We start from the raw sequence: 19,385 nt of genomic DNA, 5'->3' as shown, positions 1-19,385 counted from the left end.
GCGTTCCGCTCCGAACATCGTTCTAGGAGTGGACATGTCACGCTGCGTTCCCGATCCGGCCGCCTGGGCTCGCGTCGTCCGGCGCGCCGAGCAGACGACCGCGCTGTACGCCGACACGCCACGCCGCGAAGGTGTCTCGCGGGCCGAGGAGTCGAGGCCGTGGTGAAGCTCGGCGAAACGACCGCATGATCGCCTGCCGGAACTGCAACACAAACCTCTTAAAGAGATTCACGGGGGAACAGTGAGCCTGAGAAACTGGCGGCTGTATGCCGTCATGGCACTCGCCGTCGGCGTCATCAGCTCGGGAATGCACGTCCCCGAGCCGGCCGTGGCGGCAGCGGCAGGACAACAGCTGGAGCCTATGCGCAACGTCTCACTGAGTGACAACTCGGTGGCCGCGGTCCGCCCGCAGAAGTCCGTGCGCCAGCACCAGCCGTCGGCTGCGCGCTGGCCGAGTCCCGGATCGGCCGTTGCGAATCTGCCCAAGGGACAGGGGCGGCTGACCGGTCTGCTGGCGCGGGTCGACGGGCCGCTGGCCAAGCCCGCGCCCCGGGTGCGGGCCGGCGACACGCCCGTCACGCTCGCCGCGACCTCCGCCGTCTCACCGGACGCGGTGCGGGTGGAGGTCCTCGACCGGAAACTGGCCAAGGCGGCCGGCCGCGACCTGCTGATGCGCCTGTCATCCGTCGGCGGCACAACGGCGGGTTCTGTCGAACTGTCCTTGAACATCTCCGCGTTCAAGTCTGCTTACGGGGCGGACTGGTCCGACCGGCTCCGGCTGATCGCACTTCCGCAGTCCTGCGGCAACGCGGCCGGAGCAGCCTGTGCCGAGCAGCGGCTGGCTACGTCCCGCAGTGGTGACACGCTGACGGCGACGGTGCCGATGGGTGCCGCCGGCGGCACGATGGTGGCTCTTGCCGCCGACACCGAGTCCGCCTCCGGCTCGGGCGACTTCGCGGCCACCTCGCTCGCGCAGTCCTCCACCTGGTCGGCGGGCGGCAACTCGGGCGGCTTCTCGTGGTCGTACGGGCTGCGAGTGCCGCCGGCGATCGGCGGTCCCGTGCCCAAGGTGACCTTTGCCTACTCCTCTCAGGCGGTTGACGGCCGCACGGCGGCGACGAACAGCCAGCCCTCGTGGATCGGTGAGGGTTTCGACTGGCACCCCGGTTATATCGAGCGGCGTTACATCTCCTGCAGTGAGGACATGGACGGCTCGCCCAACAACGACGAGAAGACCTACGACCAGTGCTGGCGGGGCAGCAACGCCACGATGTCGCTCAACGGCCGCTCGACCGAGCTGATCTACAACGCCACCGAGAAGCTGTGGCACGGCCGCAGCGAGGACGGCTCGAAGATCGAGCTGAAGTACGGGGCGGCCAACGGCGACGGCGGGGACGCGCCCGGCAGCACGCCCTCGCCGGGCGACGCGGGTGAGCACTGGGTGGTCACCGGCACCGAGGGCACGAAGTACTACTTCGGCCTGAACCGGCTGCAGGGCTGGACGGCAGGCAAGCTGGAGACGAACTCCGTGCAGACCGTGCCGGTGTTCGGCAACCACAGCGGCGACCCGTGCCATCAGGCGAGTTATGCCGCGTCCGACTGCATGCAGGCCTACCGGTGGAACCTGGACTACGTGGTGGACACCCACGGCAACACCATGTCGTTCTGGTGGGGACGCGACACCAACCAGTACGGGATGAACCTGTCCACCACGGACCTGCACAGCTACACCCGCGACGCGTATCTCCAGCGCATCGACTACGGCACCCACCAGCGCACGCTCGTCAACAACGTCAAGACCGACACGGTGTACACCACCAAGCCCGTGCCGATGCAGGTGGAGTTCGCGACCGCGGACCGCTGCCTGTCCAACTGCGGCACGCACGACGACAACTGGCCGGACACCCCGTGGGACCTCTCGTGCACGGCGTCGCCGTGTGACAAGCACTCGCCGGCGTTCTTCTCGACCCGGCGGCTGAGCGAGGTCACCACCTCGGTGTGGGAACCGGCGGTGTCCGACCACAAGCTGGTCGAGAAGTGGACGCTGACGCACGGCTTCCCCGATCCGGGTGACGGCACCCGTGCCGGCATGTGGCTGGAGAAGGTCTCCCACAGCGGCCACATCGGCCCGACGCCCACGACTCCGGCCACCGTCTCGGTGCCGGACATCAAGTTCGACCCGGTGATGCTGCCCAACCGGGTGGACACCGCGCTGAAGAACGGCCTGCGCCCGATGAACTGGGCCCGCATGGCCGCGATCACCACCGAGACCGGCGGTGTCATCGGCATCGAGTACGCGGCCAGCGAATGCGTGGCCGGCAGCACGCCGACCGCGCACACGAACACCAAGCGCTGCTACCCGGTGCGCTGGGCACCCGAGGACCTGGGCGGCACACCCGGCCAGGAGATCACGGACTGGTTCCACAAGTACGTGGTGGCCAAGGTGACCGAGTCGGACCTCGTGCTGAAGGACGCGGCAGCGTCGCCGCCGAAGGTGACACGTTACGAGTACGTTGGTGGCGCAGCCTGGCGCTATGCCGAGGACGACGCGTTCACCAAGGACAAGTACCGCACCTGGAACCAGTTCCGCGGCTACGACAAGGTACGCACCCTCGTCGGGGAGGGCGCGGACCAGGTTCGCTCCGAGGCCCGCTACTTCCGGGGCATGCACGGCGACAAGACCGCACCGGCCGGGGGCACCGACACGGTGACCCTGGCCGACAGCAAGGGCCTGCTCGCCGCCGCCTACCCCACCGAGACGATCTACGACTACGACGAGTACGCCGGGATGAACCTGGAGTCCACGCAGTACGACGGGCCGGCGGGTAACCCGATCTCTGGCAGTGTGACCAAGCCGTGGCGGTCGAACTCCACCGCGTCGCGCACGGTCGACGGGCAGACCGTTCACGCCCGCTTCACCGCGGACTCCGACGACTGGTCCTGGACGAAGCTCGACGGCGGTCGCCCGGATCAAGTCACCCGCAACTACACAGAGTACGACCAGCTCGGCATGCCGGTGAAGGCCACGGCTCACGGCGACGTCGCCAAGAGCGGCGACGAACAGTGCACGTTCAGTGAGTACAAGCGCAACACGAACGCGTTCTTGATGTCCTACCCGTCCCGGGTGCGCGTCTGGGCGCTGACGTGCGCGGATGCGCTGCAGGCAGGGCGGATCTTCACCAAGGACGAGATCGTCAGCGAGGTGCGCACCTACTACGACGGCCAGGCGTGGGACCTCGCCCCGACCGTCGGTGAGGTGACCCAGGTCGACGCGCTCAAGGAGTGGACCGACAACGCGTTCGTGCCCGTCACCGTCTCCAGGTCGGCCTACGACGACTACGGCCGCCAGACCGATGCCTGGGACGTCGACAACGTGCACACGTCCTCGTCGTACACTCCAGCGGCGGACGGACCCCTCACCGCGACCTCCGAGACTCACGTCCTGGGGACGACCACCCGCACCGCCGAGCCGGCGTGGGGCGCCGTCACCTCGGTGGTCGACGTCAACAGCCGGCGCACCGATGTCACCTACGACCCGCTGGGACGTACGGAGAAGGTCTGGCAGCCGGGTCGCTCGAAGGCGCTCTACTCGTCGACGCCCTCATCGTGGTATGTGTACACCCTCTCCAACACGGCTCCGTCGGTGGTCGAGACCCGGACACTCGGGCCGAACGGCACGATGCTCAGCTCCTTCACGCTGCACGACGGCTTGCTGCGACCACGGCAGACACAGTCGCTGAAGGCGAACGGTGTAGCCGGTGCGATGATCACCGACTCGTTTTTCGACACCGCCGGGCGGGTCTGGCGGAACTTCGGGCCGTACCCGGTCGCCGCCGTTACCTGGGGCACATTCTCGCCGCACCCGGCATCGGACATGGAGAACATCGAGGCCTGGGCCAAGACCGAGTTCGACGGTGCGGGCAGGCCGGTCGAGCAGATCCGCTACAGCAAACTGACCGAGCTCTACCGCACCTCCACCCGCTACCCGTCAGGCGATCGAACCGAGCTCATCCCGCCCCAGGGTGGGCTGGTCACCTCGACCATCGTCGATGCTCAGGGGCGCACCACGAAGCTGCGCGAGCACCACGGCCCGACTCCCGCGTCGACGTACGACGAAACGACCTACGACTATGACCAGAAGGGCAAGCTCGAGCGGGTGACCAACCAGCTCGGCACCAAGTGGGAGTTCGAGTACGACGTGCTCGGTCGCCAGATCGAGGCTCGTGACCCGGACAAGGGCACGACCACCACGACCTACGACACGGCCGGTCGGGTCACCAGCACCACCGACAGCCGCGTGCCGCCCGTGACGCTGCGCTACACCTACGACAACCTGGGCCGCAAGACGGGCCTCTACCAGGGCTCCATCGCTCCGGCGAACCGGCTGTCCAAGTGGGAGTACGACGGGCTGGCCAACGGCAAGGGCATGATGACGTCGTCGACCCGGTACGTCGGAGGGGAGAGCGGGGCTGCGTACAGCACCGCCACCACCGCCGTGTCGCCCTTCGGCACTCCGTCGCAGCAGAAGATCTCGATTCCGGCGACCGAGACCGGCCTGGCCGGCGACTACCTTTACGACTACGGATACAAGGCCAACGGGGAGCTGGCGACGCTGCGGCTCCCGGCGATCGGCAACGCCACCTACAGCCTCGGCTGGGAGACCCAGACCACCAGCTACAACGGCAAGGGCCTGCCGCAGAAGCTCAGCACAGGTGCGACCACCTGGTTGGTGACCGACACGACCTACACCGAGTACGGTGAGCTCGGCGTGATCACACTCCGGGATCAGACCGCCAACCCGCAGCTGCAGATCGGCCACTATTACGACGACCAGAACCGCCGCCTGGAACGGATCTGGACCACGAGGGACACGGCGCCGACCACGGTATCGGACGTGAACCTCGGCTACGACAAAGCGGGGACCCTCGTCCAGGTCGAGGAGAAGTCGGCCGTCGCGGGCGTGGAGACGCAGTGCTTCTCGCATGATTACCTGCGTCGCCTGAAGGAGGCGTGGACCCTGGCGTCCGGCGACTGCGGGGCCGTCCCGCAGAGCTTCAGCGCCGTCGGCGGGGTGGAGAAGTACTGGCTGAGCTGGGAGATCGACGCGGGCGGCAACCGCACCAAGCAGGTGCAGCACAAGTCGGTCGGTGACGTCACCACCAAGTACGTCTACCCGGCTCCGACCGCGGCCCAGCCACACACACTGCAGCGCACCACCGACGCCAACAACGTCACCACCGCCAACTACACCTACGACGGCACCGGCAACACCCGCTGCCGTCCGGCCGGCACGAGCTTGAACACCTGCCCGTCCGGCACAGGCAGCCAGGTGCTGACCTGGGACCCGGAGGGACGGGTGGCCTCGTCCACCGACTCGACCGGCCTCACCAGCTACCTCTACGACGCCGACGGCGGACGCCTGATCCGCAAGGACCCGCAAGGCAAGACCCTCTACCTGCCTGGGCAGGAGCTGAGGGTCAATGCGGCCGGCAGCGCGGTGATCTCGTGCACCCGGTACTACACCTGGGCGGGCAAGAACATCGCCACCAGGTCCAGCAGCGCGTCCGGCGCCGATGCGCTGACCTGGATGGTGGCCGACCGGCAGAACAGCGCCAACATCACGGTCAAGGCCGCAGGCGCGCAGGCGGTGGCGGTCAAGCGCCAGGACCCCTACGGCAACCAGCGCGGATCCACCGTGGGCGTCTGGGAGCCCACCCTCGACAGGGGTTTCGTCGGCGGCACCAACGACAACACCGGTCTGGTCCACCTCGGCGCCCGCGAATACGACGCCAAGATCGGGCGGTTCATCAGCGTCGACCCCGTCATGGACCTGGCTGATCCACAGCAGCTGCAGGCGTACTCCTACGCCGGCAACAGCCCGATCCTGCGCAGTGACCCCAGCGGGCTGCTGCAGACGTGCGACGACAACGGCGGTTGCAACAGCAACAAGAAGCAAGCCTGCTCGAGTATCAAGTCCTGTGAGCGGGAGGCCGAGAACCCGCGTCAGCTCTCCCTGTTCGAGTTCGTCGAGAAGAACTGGAAGACCCACCCGCTCAACCTCAGCCCGTTCCAGCAGAACGACGCGCTCGAGTTCTACGCGTTCACCTACTACGAGGAGGAGTACGCGGCCTGGGTCAAGGCCAAAGCCGCGCAGGACAGGGCCGAGCTGAAGCAGTTCTTCCTGGAACTCAGCGGGATCGCCGACGCGCAACGTTGCTTCGGCGGCGGCGACGGCCAGGTTCTGGGCTGCGTGATGACGACGGTCAACGTCGCCACCCTCGGCAACGGCAAACTCATCACGACGTCGGCCCGGTGGGCGCACGGCCTCTGGGCAGCCGACAAGGTCAACGATGCGCAGAACGCGGTCTCCGGGATCAACGCCCTGGTGCCGACGTGCGCCGTCAGCAGCTTCCTGCCCGGCACACTGGTGCTCCTCGCCGACGGAACCACGGTGCCGATCGAAAAAATGAAGATCGGCGATGTGGTGCTGGCCACAGATCCGAAGACCGGCCGCACCGAACCGAAGCGGGTGACCGCGACGATCAGCAGCAGCGGTGAGAAGAAGCTCGTTCAGATCGGCGTCGACGTCGACGGCGACAGAGGCGACGCCACGGGTCTCATCACCGCCACCGAGCACCATCCGTTCTGGCTGCCGGAGCTCGGCAGGTGGCTGGACGCCGCCGAACTGCGGGCAGGGGATGTACTGCAGTCTGACGACAGCCGACTCCGGGTGGCGTCGGTCTCGGAGTGGGTCGAGCCCGCGACGGTTCACAACCTCTCCATCGAAGGCATCCACACTTATTACGTCGTGGCCGGCGGGCACCCGGTGCTGGTGCACAACACCTGGTGCCCGACGGCGATCGCATTGGGCTTGAACAACCCGGACGACCCGTTCCAGCTCGCCGAGTTCGCCCAGAACACGAACTCCCTACACCACGACGACTGGGTGATCGGACCCAGGGACAAGTGGGAGAATGTGGTCACGCGGGCGCTTGATCCCAACTCCAAGACACTGGTGCATTTCAACCTCGACGGCATCGACGATCCGGTCGCATGGGCGAAACTGCAGGAAGGGAAGGCTCTGCCGGACGCTGACCGGTTCACCGCGTGGGAACTGGCGCAGATCAAGGCGGCGCCCGCCGCGGTGCAGGCGCGCGTGACCTTCTACCGCAACGGCGACGTCGTGCCGAATCCGTTCGGCTGAGGAGGACAGACAGGTGCTGGGTTCCGTCGACCTGCGGGTCGGTCTGCCCTTGCAGTTCGACTGCAGCTTCAGGCCCTGGTCGTATCGGGTGTCCCACCGGACGCTCGTGCTGCGCAGTCACAACCGGGAGGGCGGCGACATCGACGTCGTGTTCGTCGACGTCCTCGGTATGAAGATCAAAGCGTTGTACCGCGGCTTGACGATCAGCGACAGCGGAAGGGTCGCCGAGATCGACGAGTTCGTCGACGTTCCCGAACGTCATCGCTCCAGATACGTGAACCTCTCCGTCTCCGACCGAGACGATGGGGGATTCGTGGTGTGCGGCGCGCTTCGTATCGAAGCCGTCGAGAACACCTGAGCCGTTGGTGAGCTGTCGGCCGGTCAGGGGCTCTTTCCCTGGCCGGCCGACGTATTTGAGGCGTGGCGGTCCTGCAGGGAATGGCCCGCGGTGTGCTCGAACCAGGCTCCTCGACGCTTCGCCACCGCCACCGGCTACCTGGCCCGAGCTGCGGCAGCCTCACGAAACCATCGACGTGCCTGACAGCGGCCGCACCGGCACATCAGGAATCCGTCGAGCCGCGACGCATCGGCGCCGGTGTCTCACGTTGCCGTCGGTCGCCACGATCAACTATGGTGCGGCGGTGCGATCCGTCTTGTCCGGACGGTGCGTCGGTGTCCGCCGTCGAGGAGGCTTCCGTATGCGCCGTACCACCTTCTCCGTGTTGCTGGCCGTCATCGTGACAGGTGCCGCAGCCTGCGGTGACCAGGCACAGCCGCAGGCCGAGCCCTCCGCCTCGGCTTCCGCTGCCCCCGCCGGCAGCGCCACGGCGGACGCGGTCGCCGGTATCGCTTTCGCCTGCGAGGCGGCCGACGGCCTGTACGCCACCCTGAACGAGCAGACGCAGGCGCACATCCAGCGCGGCTTCGAAGCCGAGCAGCGCGGCGACACGGCGGCGGTGGCCAAGGAACTGGAGGCGTTGAAGCCGATGTTCCTCACCGTCTCGGCGAAGTTCGGCGAAGCCGCCGACCGGGTGGCCGACGCCGAGGTCAAGGTGGCATTGAACGACCTCGCCGACGCGGCGTCCACGGCGTCGTCGTTCACCACGTTCCGTGAGTTCGGCGCCATGCAGCAGCTGACGGTCTCCGCCGAGCTGGTCCTCATCCGCAAGTGCCGTCACTCGGGGTACAAGATGGTCAACCTGGTCTGATCGCCGGTCCGTCGGCCCCGTCGACGGCCGCCGACCTGACGGTCGAGATCGACGACCACTTCGAGTTACCGGATCGCCTCGTCCAGGTTGCCGCCCGCCCGGTGAATCATCGCGAGGTTAAGACGGGCGGCGGCTTCGCCATGCAGGTCCTGATCAGTATGGGCGCGCCGTTGCCCGGCCGATTGATCAGGTCTAATGTGGTGTCGAGGCGGGCGGGAGCGCCCACGGCTCGAGCGGATTCGGGGTCGCGCCGCGGAAGGAACGGGCGAAGGGGCAGCGAACACGCCCGTGGGTACGCCGACGGCAGTCGGCGTGTGCCGACCGCCATGCCCGCACCCAGCATCTCCTCGGGTCCCTTCCCGTCTGAGGAGACCGAATGGCACATCCCGACACCTCCCTCCACCACCGGCCGCCGGTCCTGCCTGCCGCCGCCGGTGACCGCGCCGCAGCCTGCCGCACGCTTCGGTGGTCCGCTGCCGTCGTCGCCTGCCTCGTCGCGGTGAGCGCGACTCCAGCCGCCGCTGCCCCGGCGACGGCCGTCCCGCACAGCTCCGGCAGCCGTGCGCCGGGCACCCCGGTGGCGGTGGAGCCGCTGCCCGAGCCGCTGCGGCCGGCCGGTTCCGGTCCCGCATGGCGGCTGCGCTACCTGTCCACGTCGTGGAACGGCCACCCGGCCGTGGTCAGTGGCACGATCACGCTGCCTGCCGGCACCCCACCGGCGGGCGGGTGGCGAGTGGTCAGCTTCGGCCCAGGGTTCAACGGCACGCCGGACCGGTGCGCCGCCTCGCAGGCCGGCACGCCGCCGTTCATCCGCCCGCTCAGCGAGGCCCTGCTCCGCGCCGGGTACGCCGTGGCTGTCACCGATTACGAGGGCATCGGCACGCCAGGCGAAAGCTCCGTCGTGCACGGTCCGGCGGAGGCGTACGCCATGGTGGACATCGTGCGTGCCGCACGCCGTCTCGCCCCGGTGTCACGGCGATGGGCCGCCGCCGGATACTCGCTCGGCGGCCATGCGGCGCTGTGGACCGGCTCGCTCGCTGATGGTTACGCGCCGTCACTGCGCCACGTCGGAACCATCGCGATCGCACCCACCACCCAGTGGGGCCTGCAGTTCGCCGCTGCCGGAAACCCGGCCGCGCCGGTGAACCCCGCAGTGCCCTACCAGGGCCGCACCCTGCCGGTGACCCACCCGGGCGGGTTCCACGCCGCGGACTGGTTCACCCCGGCCGGCCTCAGCCTGATCGACCTCGCCGGACACGTCTGCATCGAGCAGATGGCCACGGCGCTGACCGGGTTGACGATGGCGGACGTGTTCACCGACCCGCCCGCCGCGATGGACGAGTTCACGGCTCTCTTCGACCCGCACGAGGTCCCGGTCCGGCGCTACTCCAGGCCGGTGCGCCTGGCCCACGGCACGGCCGATCAGCTGCCCGCCGTGCTCACCGAGATCACCGCCGGGCAGCTCGCCGCGGCCGGCACCGACGTCACCTACACCCCGGTGTCCGGAGCAGACCACTTTACCGTGGCGGCAGCGATCGCGCCGCATGTCGTGCAGTGGCTTGAGGAGCTGTTCACGCGCCCGTAGCAGTCCGCGATCCGCCGTGCCACGGCGCGGTGGTGTTCAGCCCGGTGCGGCAACCCGCCCGCGCCGGGCACACAGCGGCCGAGTCACGCGCGCGTCAGTGCCGGTCCCGGGCCAGGGCTGGGAACTCCGCCCGGGTGGACGGGTCGGTGCGCATGGTGCCGTGCAGTGCCGAGGTCACCGTCAGGGTGCCGTGGGCGCGCACGCCGCGCATGGACAGCTTGAGCAGCAGACGGGACCCCAGCCGCTCAGACCACGGGCGGTCGGGTCACGTCGGCCGCGTCCCAGTCCAGCTTCCAGAACTCGCGCACCCCGTGCTCGCGCACATAACGCCGCTCGCTGTCGTGGATCGGGTAGAAACCCACTAGGTCGACGATGTCGTGGCCCTCGTGTCCAGGGCCGCCGACGTCGATCCGGCACTGGCCGGGCGGGACCGTCGCGGGGGCTGCGACCAGGAACGCGGTCATGCCCGAGCCGGGCGCGACGAGGGAGTTGAAGTTGATCACGTCGCCGACCCGGAAGCCACAATCACCGTGCAGCCGCTCGGCCACCAGTCCCATGGCCATGCTCCAGCGCAGGTCATCGGAGCGGACGCTCAGACACAGCTCCGGCCGACCCGCGGTCCAGGACGGGTGCTCGCCAAGTGACAGCCCGTAGGTCAGCGACGTCGTCATACCGGCGGGCAGTCCGCGATAGCGCAGCACCGTGACGCCGGGCGGCTGGCGGCGTTCTTTCGACACCGGCCGGAACTCCGGCTGCTGTCCGCCGGAGAGCTGATCGAGATGGGCGAGGTATGCCTCGACGCGGCTTGTCACGGCGATGATGATGTCTCATCACCGCCGGCTCGGCATCATCCGTTACTGCCGTCCGTCGGTGCCTCGGCGACGGCCAGGCTGATCAACATCGCGCCGCACCCTCGTCCGGGTGTGCTCACGCCACCGCAGCAGTCGTCGCGCAGTGGGGCCATCTCGTCGCTGCCCTGCGCGACGCTGACGTCACCGCGTTCCGGCCGACACTGGTTCGGTATCCGCCTGCCTGCCCCTGGACAGTCGGCGGCCAGGCGGCTGCACATGCGCACCCAGCAGCTCGGGCAGCTCGGCCAAACCCGGGCCGCCGCGGGCGACCCAGTCCGCCACCGCCTTGGTCAAGGCCGGGTCGAGGATGCGCCCGAACCATGTCACGGTGCCGCCCGCGGCCCGCCCGGCGGGCGAAGGCAGCACGACGACGGTGTTGCTGCGCTCGCAGTTGCCCAGGCAGCCGGTGATCAGCAGGGCCACGCCTGCGGCGTCGGCGAGCTGGTCGGCCTGCTGCTGGTGGTCGATGTCGGGGTGCTTGCCGGTGGTGCCGCAGCAGCAGCCGCGGCACAGCACGACCCGGCAGGCGCCGACGGCGGGGACGGTCATCTGTGGCGCCCTTTCCGGGAGAACGTGGGCCGGTGGCGCCGCCCCGGTCGGGCGACGCCACCGGCGGCGGGCCGTCAGCTGGTGGTGACGGTCTTGAAGCCGCGCAGCCGCAGGCTGTTGGAGACCACGAACACCGAGGACAGCGCCATCGCCGCGCCGGCGATCATCGGGTTGAGCAGGCCCAGCGCGGCCAGCGGCAGGGCTGCCACGTTGTAGGCGAACGCCCAGAACAGGTTCGTCTTGATGGTCGCCAGGGTGCGGCGGGACAGCCGGATCGCGTCGACCGCCGCCATCAGGTCGCCGCGTACGAGGGTGAGGTCGGCGGCCTCGATGGCCGCGTCGGTGCCGGTGCCCATGGCCAGGCCGAGGTCGGCCTGGGCGAGGGCGGCGGCGTCGTTGACCCCGTCGCCGACCATCGCCACCACCTTGCCCTGCTCCTGCAGGCGCTTGACGACGTCGACCTTGCCGGACGGCAGCACCTCGGCGATGACCTCGCCGATGCCGACCTCGGCCGCGATGGCGTGCGCGACGGTGGTGTTGTCGCCGGTCAGCAGCACCGGCGTCAGGCCCAGCGCCCGCAGGCCCTCGATCGCGGCGGCGCTGGTCGGCTTGACCACGTCCGCGACAGCGAACACCGCCCGAGCCTCGCCGTCCCAGCCGGCGAGCACCGCGGTGCGCCCGGCCTCCTCTGCGGCCTGCCTGGCTGCGTCGAGCTCGGCCGGCACAGCCAGGCCGTGCTCGGCCAGCAGCGCGGCCCGGCCCATCACGACCGCCGTGCCGTCGACGGTGCCGGTCACGCCGAGCCCCTGCTTGTTGGCGAACCCGGTGACCGCAGGCAGGTCGCCGGCCTCGGCGGCGGCCGCGGCGATCGCCTGTGCGATCGGGTGCTCGGAGGCCGCCTCGGCCGCTCCGGCCAGCCGCAGCGCCTGCTGCCTGCTGACGCCGTCGGCGGTGACCACGTCGATCAGTGTCATCCGGCCGGTGGTGACGGTGCCGGTCTTGTCCAGCACCACCGTGTCCACCTTGCGCGTCGACTCCAGGACCTCCGGACCCTTGATGAGGATGCCCAGCTGCGCGCCGCGGCCGGTGCCGACCAGCAGCGCCGTCGGCGTCGCCAGGCCCAGCGCGCATGGGCAGGCGATGATCAGCACCGCGACCGCGGCGGTGAACGCCGCCGCGACACCGTTTCCGGTGCCGAGCCAGAACCCGAGCGTCGCCACGGCCAGGCCGATGACGATCGGCACGAACACCGCCGAGATCCGGTCGGCCAGCCGCTGCACGGCGGCCTTGCCGGTCTGGGCCTGCTCCACCAGGCGCGCCATCTGCGCCAGCTGGGTGTCGGCGCCGACCCGGGTCGCCCGGACGACCAGGCGGCCGCCGACGTTGACCGTGGCACCCACGACAGCGTCCCCGGCGCCGACCTCGACCGGCACGGACTCGCCGGTCAGCATCGACGTGTCGACCGCCGACGCGCCGTCGTCGACGACGCCGTCCGTGGCGATCTTCTCGCCGGGCCGCACCACGAACAGGTCGCCCACCGCCAGCTGCCCGGTCGGGATGCGCTGCTCGCGGCCGTCGCGCAGCACGGTGACGTCCTTGGCGCCGAGTTCGAGCAGCGCGCGCAGGGCGGCGCCCGCCCGCCGCTTGGACCGGGCCTCGAAGAAGCGCCCGGCCAGGATGAACACGGTCACCGCGGCGGCGACCTCGAGGTAGATGTTGCCCGCGCCGTCGGTGCGGGAGATCGACAGCGAGAACGGGTGGGTCATGCCGGGCTGCCCGGCGGTGCCGAAGAACAGCGCCCACAGCGACCAGCCGAACGCGGCCAGGGTGCCGACCGAGATGAGGGTGTCCATGGTGGCGGCGCCGTGGCGCAGATTCGTCCACGCGGCGCGGTGGAACGGCGCGCCGCCGTACACCACGACGGGGGCGGCCAGCATCAGCGAAAGCCACTGCCAGTTGGTGAACTGCCACGCCGGGACCATGGCCAGGATGACGACCGGCACCGCGAGGGCCAGCGACGTCCACAGCCTGCGGCGCAGTCCCGCCAGCTCGTCAGCGGGCTCGGCCTCGGCCGGGCCGGCCGCCGGCTCGGTGACCGGCACGGCCGCGGTGTAGCCGGTGGCCTCGACGGTGGCGATCAGGTCGTCGGTGGAGACGGTCTCCGGGAAGCTGATCGACGCCTTCTCGGTGGCGTAGTTGACCGTCGCGGTGACCCCATTCATGCGGTTGAGCTTCTTCTCGATCCGAGCGGCGCACGACGCGCAGGTCATGCCGCCGATCGCCAGGTCGATCTGCCGTGTCGCCAGGAGCAGGGGCTTGCTGTCGGTGCTCATCAGTGCCCTCCGTGGGCGTGGCTCGGGCTTGGCACCGGCACCGGGCCGGCCGATGCCGGTGCGGTCGCCGGCGCGGCCGGGGCCGCCGGTCCGGCCACGGCGGTGAACGCCGCGGTGCGTACGACGCCGTTGTGCTGGAAGTCCAGGAACAGCCGGTAGGCGCCGGCGGAGGGGACCTCGGCGTGGAAAACGATCTGCGGTCCGGCGGGGGTGCGGCCGTCGCCGGGTTCGCCGTCGGGGTGTACGTGCAGGTAGGCCAGGTCGCCGTCGCGGAGCGCGACCAGGTGGCCGTAGGCGGCCAGGTACGGCTGGAGGTCGGTGACCGGCTTGCCGTCCTTGGCGACGGTCAGCGTCAACTTCGACGAGGTGCCGGGGGTCAGATCGCCGTCGAGGGTGACGGTGTAGCCGTCGACGCTCGCGGTGCGGGCGGCGTCCGGCAGCGGTGCCGGCTGGTATGTCCCCGGGGCGGGCAGGTCGACGCCGAGCGTCAGCCCTTGGTCGCGTCCGGTGGGCTGGAAGTCGGCGAACAGCCGGTACTGCCCGGCGCCCGCGCCGGCCCGCACCGGGACCTCCCACACGCCGCCCGCGCCCAGGGTGGGGTGGACGTGCTGGAATCCGGCCAGGTCCCGGCGCACCACGATCAGGTGCAGGTCCTTGTCGTGGGTCGGGGTGTAGGCGGTGACGGGGTTGCCGTCGGGGCCGAGGATCCGGAACCGCAGCGGCTGCGGCTGGTCCGTCGACAGTTGCGTCGACAGCGGCTGCAGGCGGTATCCGTCCTGGGCGACCTGCAGGCCGCCGGGGACCTCGACCGAGCCGGTCTGCGCGGTCGGGGCGGCGTGGCCGCCGCCGTGGGCGGTGCTCTGGTGGCCGGCGGGTGCGGCCGCGGGGGCGGGACCGGCCAGGTGGCCGGCCCCGTATGACGCTGCGAACACCGCGGCCAGTCCGAGCCCGAACAGGCTCAGCTTGAGCGGTGTGTTCATGACCGTGCTCCCACCAGTTCGTAGCCTGCCTCGTCGACGGCCGCGGCGACCGCGGCCTCGTCCAGGATGCCTGCGCTGGACACGGTGACCGCACCGCTGGTCAGGTCGACCTGCACACCGGTCACCCCGTCGAGCTTGCCGATCTCGGTGCTGACCGAGTTGACGCAGTGCCCGCAGGTCATGCCCTTGACGGTGTATACGGTCTCCATCGCGATCCCTCCTCAGACTATACCCCTGTGGGGTATCTTGAGCCGACCGTAGCATACCCCCCAGGGGTTTGTGTAGGGGAACGGGATGCTTCACATCACATCCGAGGCGGCCTGCCGTGGGCCACTGCGAGAATGCGGTGGCGCCGGCCGAAGGTACCCCCGGCGGGTATGAAGGTTCGTGACCGTGGCAGTCTGCTCCCGTCGTCGACAGGCTCTGCGATCACCGACGTGTCGCTACGGTGGAGGGGTGATGACCGGGGTGCGCCGCGCTGTCCCGCAGGCACTGCTGTACGCAGTGCTGCTCGGGCTCGCGATCATGCACACTTTCGGCCACGGCGCACACAGCGCCCACCCCGCCGGCAACGCTCACGCGCAGTCGGCCGCGACCGCCCACCCGCCCGTCGCCCCAGCTCGCGCGGTGGTGGTGCCGACGGTCGGCGACAGCGACTGCCACGGCTGCCGGCACGCAGGCTGGCACGTGTTCAGCGTCTGCATGGCCGTGCTGTCCGCCCTGATCCTCGTCGCGTTCCTCCTGGTGCGGGTGCGCCTGCGCTCGACGGCCATGCTCGTCTTGGCGGGGCTGCGGGTGGCCCAGGCGGTGTCGCGTGGCCCGCCGGACCCGCCGCCGCTTCGCCTGCGCCTTGCCCAACTGTCGGTGTCTCGGACATAGCAGCCACGGACGGCCCCGTACCGGGGTCGCCTGCTGCTTGTCTCACCCAATCCAGGACACCGATGGAAGGCTTCACCATGTCCGTAAAGACTCTGATCCGCCGACTGGCGCTCGCCGGTCTGGCCGCTGCCGTGCTGACCGCGGCCGGCTGCGGCTCCAGCGCGCCGCACAACCCCGGCACCGGCCACAACATGCCCGCAGCGTCCGTGCCGGCCAGCGCCAACTTCAACGCCGCCGACGTCTCCTTCGCCCAGATGATGATCCCGCACCACGAGCAGGCCGTGCGCATGGCCGAGTTCGCCGGCACCCGCGCCGCCGACCCGCAGGTCCAGCAGCTGGCCACGCAGATCAAGACCGCTCAGGGCCCGGAGATCGCGACGATGAAAGGCTGGCTGGACGCCTGGGGTCAGCCGACCGCCGCTCCGATGGGCGGCATGCACGGCGACATGCCCGGCATGATGACGGAGGAGCAGATGGGCTCTCTGGAGAACATGACCGGCATCGCGTTCGACCGCGAGTTCGTCCGCATGATGATCGCCCACCACCAGGGCGCGGTCCAGATGGCCAAGACCGAACAGGCCCAGGGCGCCAACGTCGACGCCAAGGCCCTGGCCGCGACGATCGAGAAGGCCCAGACCGCAGAGATCGCGACACTGCAGCAGGTCCTCGACCGGCTGAAGTGACACGGCAGGGCGAGTGCCGGTCAACCGGCGCCCGCCCGCACCGCGGTGGTCAGCCTCGTTTCATCAGCCGGCCGACCGCGGCCATCAGCTCCGTGGCCATCTCCTCGCCGCGGCCTTCCTGTGCGCCGTGCTGCATACAGTGGCGGGCGTGGCCGTCCAGCAGGCCCAGGCCGACCTTGTCCAGCGCCGCCTGGATCGCGGAGATCTGGGTGAGCACGTCGATGCAGTACCGGTCGTCCTCGACCATCTTCTCGATGCCACGCACCTGGCCCTCGATGCGGCGGATCCGCGTGAGCAGCTGGTCCTTGGTCGCGGTGTAGCCGCGGGCCGTGGCCGCCGGGGGAGTGTGGGCTTGCGTCGTCATGAAACCAGTGTAGCCAAACCCCTGGGGGGTATGCTAGCGTTCCGCTGGCCGATACCTATAGGGGGTATGGGTATCCGAAAGGGCTCTGTCATGGGCTGCCGCGACACCGAGACCCCGCGCCGGCCGCCCCGCAGCCGCCGGCCGAGAAATCACGACCGCGAAAGGTACCCCTACGGGGTATGTTGAAGTTGATCGAGAAACACCGACTGGGGAGCCTGCGATGAACCACGACCACGGCACCGGCCACCCTGGCCACCACCGCGACACCGGTGGCCGCGTCGCCGAGGTCGCGCTCGACTTCTGCTTCTGCGCCACCGAACTCGCCGCCGTCGAACGCTTCCTCACCCGGCAACCGGCCGTCACCGCAGCCCACGCCGACCGCACCCGCGCCGTCATCCACGTCGCCTACGACCCCGACCGCATCGACGCCGACGGCCTCCGGCAACTGCTGACCGGGCACGGTTACGCCTGCGACTGCGCCGACTGCCCCGCCTCGTGCTGCCAGCCCGACCACCCCGCCGCGGGACCACCCGACCAGACCGGCACTCACCGCCACCACCCCAGCCACACCGCCGCAGACCAGCACGCCGCCGCCCACCACGCCCACGGCGGCCACAGCACCGGGGACTCGCAGGGCACCGGAGCAGGTCACGCAGGCCACGCCGGGACAGCGACCATGGATCACACCGGGCATGCCCCCGCCGACGTGGACCACGCAGTGCACGACGAGCACGCGGGCCACGGCGAGCACATGGTCGCGTCGATGCTGCGCCGGTTCGTCATCAGCGCCCTGCTGACCATCCCGATCGTGGTGTTCTCGCCCATCGGCGGTGCGATCGGCCTGCCGGAACAGCCGCCATTCGGGCTGTCCATGGGATGGTTCGGGCTCATCCTGGCCACCCCGGTCGTGTGGTGGGGCGGCTGGCCGTTCATCTCCTCGGCCGCCCGCTCGCTGCGTATCGGCGAAGTCACCATGATGACCCTGATCGCTGTCGGCATCCTGGTCGCCTACTTCTACTCGGTGGTGTCGACGCTGCTGGGCGGACACGAGGTGTTCTTCGAGGCCGCGGCGATGCTGACCACGCTCAGCCTGCTCGGGCACTGGCTCGAGATGCGCTCACGGTTCGCCACCGGTCGCGCCGTCGAGGCGCTGCTGTCCCTGGCACCGCCGACCGCGATCGTGCGCCGCGCCGGCGCCGACACCGAGATCGCCCTCGACCAGGTCGTCGCCGGCGACGTGATCGTGGTCAAGCCCGGAGCGAAAGTCCCGGTCGACGGCACGGTCACCGGCGGCCGGTCCTACGTCGACGAGTCGATGATCACCGGCGAGCCCGTTCCCGTGAGCAAGACCGCGGGCGACCCCGTCGTCGGCGGTACCATCAACACCACCGGCGCGTTCACGTTCACCGCCACCGCGGTCGGCGCCGACACCGCCCTGGCCCGCATCGTGGCCATGGTCCAGAACGCCCAGGCGTCCAAGGCCCCGGCCCAGCGCCTGGCCGACACCGCCGGCAAGTACCTCGTCTACGTGGCGCTGGCCGCCGGTGCGCTCACCTTCACCGCGTGGATGCTGTGGGGCGGGCACGGCGCCGCGTTCGCCGTCACCGCCGCGGTGTCGGCGGTCGTCATCGCCTGCCCCGACGCCCTGGCCCTGGCCACCCCGACCGCGATCACCGTCGGCGTGGGGCAGGGCGCGCGCGGTGGCGTGCTGTTCAAGAACGCCACCGCGCTGGAGGCGACCGCGGGCATCGACACCGTCGTGTTCGACAAGACCGGCACCCTGACCGCCGGCAAACCGGCCGTCACCGACCTCGTCCCCGCCGACGGCGCCACCGATGCGGACCTGCTCGCCGCCGCGGCGCGGGCCGACCAGCCCTCCCAGCACCCCTTGGCCGCCGCGATCGTCGACGCCGCCCGGCAGCGGGGCATGGACGTCACGCCGCCGCAGCGGTTCGACTCCATCCCCGGCCACGGTGTGCAGGCCACCGTCGACGGCAAGCAGATCCTCATCGGCAACCTGCGGCTCATGCAGCGCGAGCACGTATCGGTCGACGGACTGACCTCCTCGGCCGCGGCGCTGGCCGCTGACGGCAAGACCGCGATGTACGTCGCACGCGACGGCGTCGCGCTCGGCGTCGTCGCGGTCGCGGACCCCGTCCGCGAGCCGGCCGCGACCGCGATCAGCGTCCTGCACCGCGCCGGCGTCCGTACTGTCATGCTCACCGGCGACCAGCGCACGACTGCTGAGGCTGTCGCCCGTAAGCTCGGTATCGACACGGTCATCGCCGAGGTCCTGCCCGAGGAGAAGGCCGGCCACATCACCGCGCTGCAGCAAGGCGGAGCCAGGGTCGCGATGGTCGGTGACGGCGTCAACGACGCGCCGGCGCTGGCCCAGGCCGACATCGGCATCGCCATCGGCGCGGGCACCGACGTCGCGGTCGAGACCGCCGATGTCGTGCTCATCCGCGACAACCCCGCCGACGTCGGGTACGCCCTGTCCATCGCCCGCGCGGTCCGGAAGAAGATCAAGCAGAACCTGTTCTGGGCCGCGGTCTACAACCTGCTCGCGATCCCGGTCGCGGCCGGTGCGCTGTATCCGAGCCTGGGCATCCTGCTGCAGCCGCAGTGGGCGGCGCTGCTGATGAGCGCCTCGACGATCATCGTCACCTTCAACGCGCTGCTGCTGCGCCGCCACACTCCACCGGTGCCGCAGCCGGCAGGCACGCGGCCCTGGTGAGGTGCGTGCGGG

At 70.1% G+C, this 19,385-nt stretch carries 15 protein-coding genes; 8 read left to right on the top strand and 7 right to left on the bottom strand.

The features are described from left to right. Nucleotides 1–34 precede the first annotated feature (34 nt). The 5 genes from CS0771_RS39320 to CS0771_RS29765 all read left to right on the top strand — a co-directional run bounded on the left by CS0771_RS39320 (nucleotide 35) and on the right by CS0771_RS29765 (nucleotide 9,997). Nucleotides 35–166, top strand: a complete 132-nt coding sequence (locus tag CS0771_RS39320; RefSeq protein ID WP_256442852.1) for a hypothetical protein — start codon at nucleotides 35–37, stop codon at nucleotides 164–166. Nucleotides 167–361: 195 nt separating this feature from the next. Then, the gene (locus tag CS0771_RS29780) at nucleotides 362–7,204 is read left to right on the top strand and encodes a polymorphic toxin-type HINT domain-containing protein (protein ID WP_212844092.1); all 6,843 of its coding nucleotides are present in this window, start codon (nucleotides 362–364) and stop codon (nucleotides 7,202–7,204) included. Between the two features lie 13 nt (nucleotides 7,205–7,217). Next, nucleotides 7,218–7,562: a hypothetical protein gene (locus CS0771_RS29775; protein ID WP_212844091.1), complete on the top strand. Its 345-nt coding sequence runs from the start codon at nucleotides 7,218–7,220 to the stop codon at nucleotides 7,560–7,562. A 340-nt stretch (nucleotides 7,563–7,902) separates the two neighbouring features. Continuing rightward, a complete protein-coding gene (locus CS0771_RS29770; protein WP_212844090.1) occupies nucleotides 7,903–8,412 on the top strand; it encodes a hypothetical protein in 510 nt (169 codons plus the stop codon). Nucleotides 8,413–8,788: 376 nt separating this feature from the next. Beyond that, nucleotides 8,789–9,997, top strand: a complete 1,209-nt coding sequence (locus CS0771_RS29765) for a lipase family protein (RefSeq protein WP_212844089.1) — start codon at nucleotides 8,789–8,791, stop codon at nucleotides 9,995–9,997. A gap of 94 nt (nucleotides 9,998–10,091) precedes the next feature. Here CS0771_RS29765 and CS0771_RS29760 read toward each other — a convergent pair whose 3' ends face one another. From CS0771_RS29760 to CS0771_RS29735, 6 genes are all read right to left on the bottom strand, one after another. Next, nucleotides 10,092–10,208, bottom strand: a complete 117-nt coding sequence (locus tag CS0771_RS29760) for a GTP cyclohydrolase I (protein ID WP_212844088.1) — start codon at nucleotides 10,206–10,208, stop codon at nucleotides 10,092–10,094. A 34-nt stretch (nucleotides 10,209–10,242) separates the two neighbouring features. After that, nucleotides 10,243–10,809 (bottom strand): suppressor of fused domain protein, encoded by a 567-nt coding sequence (locus tag CS0771_RS29755; protein ID WP_212844087.1) that lies wholly within the window; start codon nucleotides 10,807–10,809, stop codon nucleotides 10,243–10,245. Between the two features lie 180 nt (nucleotides 10,810–10,989). Further along, nucleotides 10,990–11,397 (bottom strand): (2Fe-2S) ferredoxin domain-containing protein, encoded by a 408-nt coding sequence (locus tag CS0771_RS29750; protein WP_212844086.1) that lies wholly within the window; start codon nucleotides 11,395–11,397, stop codon nucleotides 10,990–10,992. A 74-nt stretch (nucleotides 11,398–11,471) separates the two neighbouring features. After that, on the bottom strand, nucleotides 11,472–13,730 hold the full coding sequence (locus tag CS0771_RS29745; RefSeq protein ID WP_212844085.1) for a cation-translocating P-type ATPase: 2,259 nt from the start codon (nucleotides 13,728–13,730) through the stop codon (nucleotides 11,472–11,474). Then, complete coding sequence (locus CS0771_RS29740; protein ID WP_212844084.1) at nucleotides 13,730–14,710, bottom strand: hypothetical protein; 981 nt, start codon at nucleotides 14,708–14,710, stop codon at nucleotides 13,730–13,732. The genes CS0771_RS29745 and CS0771_RS29740 overlap by 1 nt, the downstream gene beginning before the upstream one ends. Then, nucleotides 14,707–14,919, bottom strand: coding sequence for a cation transporter (locus CS0771_RS29735; protein WP_212844083.1), 213 nt, complete (start codon nucleotides 14,917–14,919; stop codon nucleotides 14,707–14,709). The genes CS0771_RS29740 and CS0771_RS29735 overlap by 4 nt, the downstream gene beginning before the upstream one ends. A 250-nt stretch (nucleotides 14,920–15,169) precedes the next feature. Between CS0771_RS29735 and CS0771_RS29730 the strand changes: the two genes are divergently transcribed. Together CS0771_RS29730 and CS0771_RS29725 are read left to right on the top strand one after the other, a co-directional pair. Further along, the gene (locus CS0771_RS29730; RefSeq protein WP_212844082.1) at nucleotides 15,170–15,589 is read left to right on the top strand and encodes a DUF6153 family protein; all 420 of its coding nucleotides are present in this window, start codon (nucleotides 15,170–15,172) and stop codon (nucleotides 15,587–15,589) included. 77 nt (nucleotides 15,590–15,666) lie between these two features. After that, nucleotides 15,667–16,272 (top strand): DUF305 domain-containing protein, encoded by a 606-nt coding sequence (locus CS0771_RS29725; RefSeq protein ID WP_212844081.1) that lies wholly within the window; start codon nucleotides 15,667–15,669, stop codon nucleotides 16,270–16,272. A 49-nt stretch (nucleotides 16,273–16,321) separates the two neighbouring features. Here CS0771_RS29725 and CS0771_RS29720 read toward each other — a convergent pair whose 3' ends face one another. After that, nucleotides 16,322–16,636 carry a metal-sensitive transcriptional regulator gene (locus tag CS0771_RS29720; RefSeq protein ID WP_212844080.1) on the bottom strand — a complete coding sequence of 105 codons (315 nt, stop codon included), beginning with the start codon at nucleotides 16,634–16,636 and terminating at the stop codon, nucleotides 16,322–16,324. A 220-nt stretch (nucleotides 16,637–16,856) separates the two neighbouring features. Between CS0771_RS29720 and CS0771_RS29715 the strand changes: the two genes are divergently transcribed. Continuing rightward, nucleotides 16,857–19,373 (top strand): copper-translocating P-type ATPase, encoded by a 2,517-nt coding sequence (locus tag CS0771_RS29715; RefSeq protein ID WP_212844079.1) that lies wholly within the window; start codon nucleotides 16,857–16,859, stop codon nucleotides 19,371–19,373. The last annotated feature ends 12 nt before the right edge of the window (nucleotides 19,374–19,385 follow it).

Origin of the sequence: Catellatospora sp. IY07-71, assembly GCF_018326265.1 — a bacterium.
Lineage (GTDB): Bacteria > Actinomycetota > Actinomycetes > Mycobacteriales > Micromonosporaceae > Catellatospora.
Note: the sequence above shows the minus strand (reverse complement) of the source record. Positions and strands in the feature narration are given on the sequence as shown.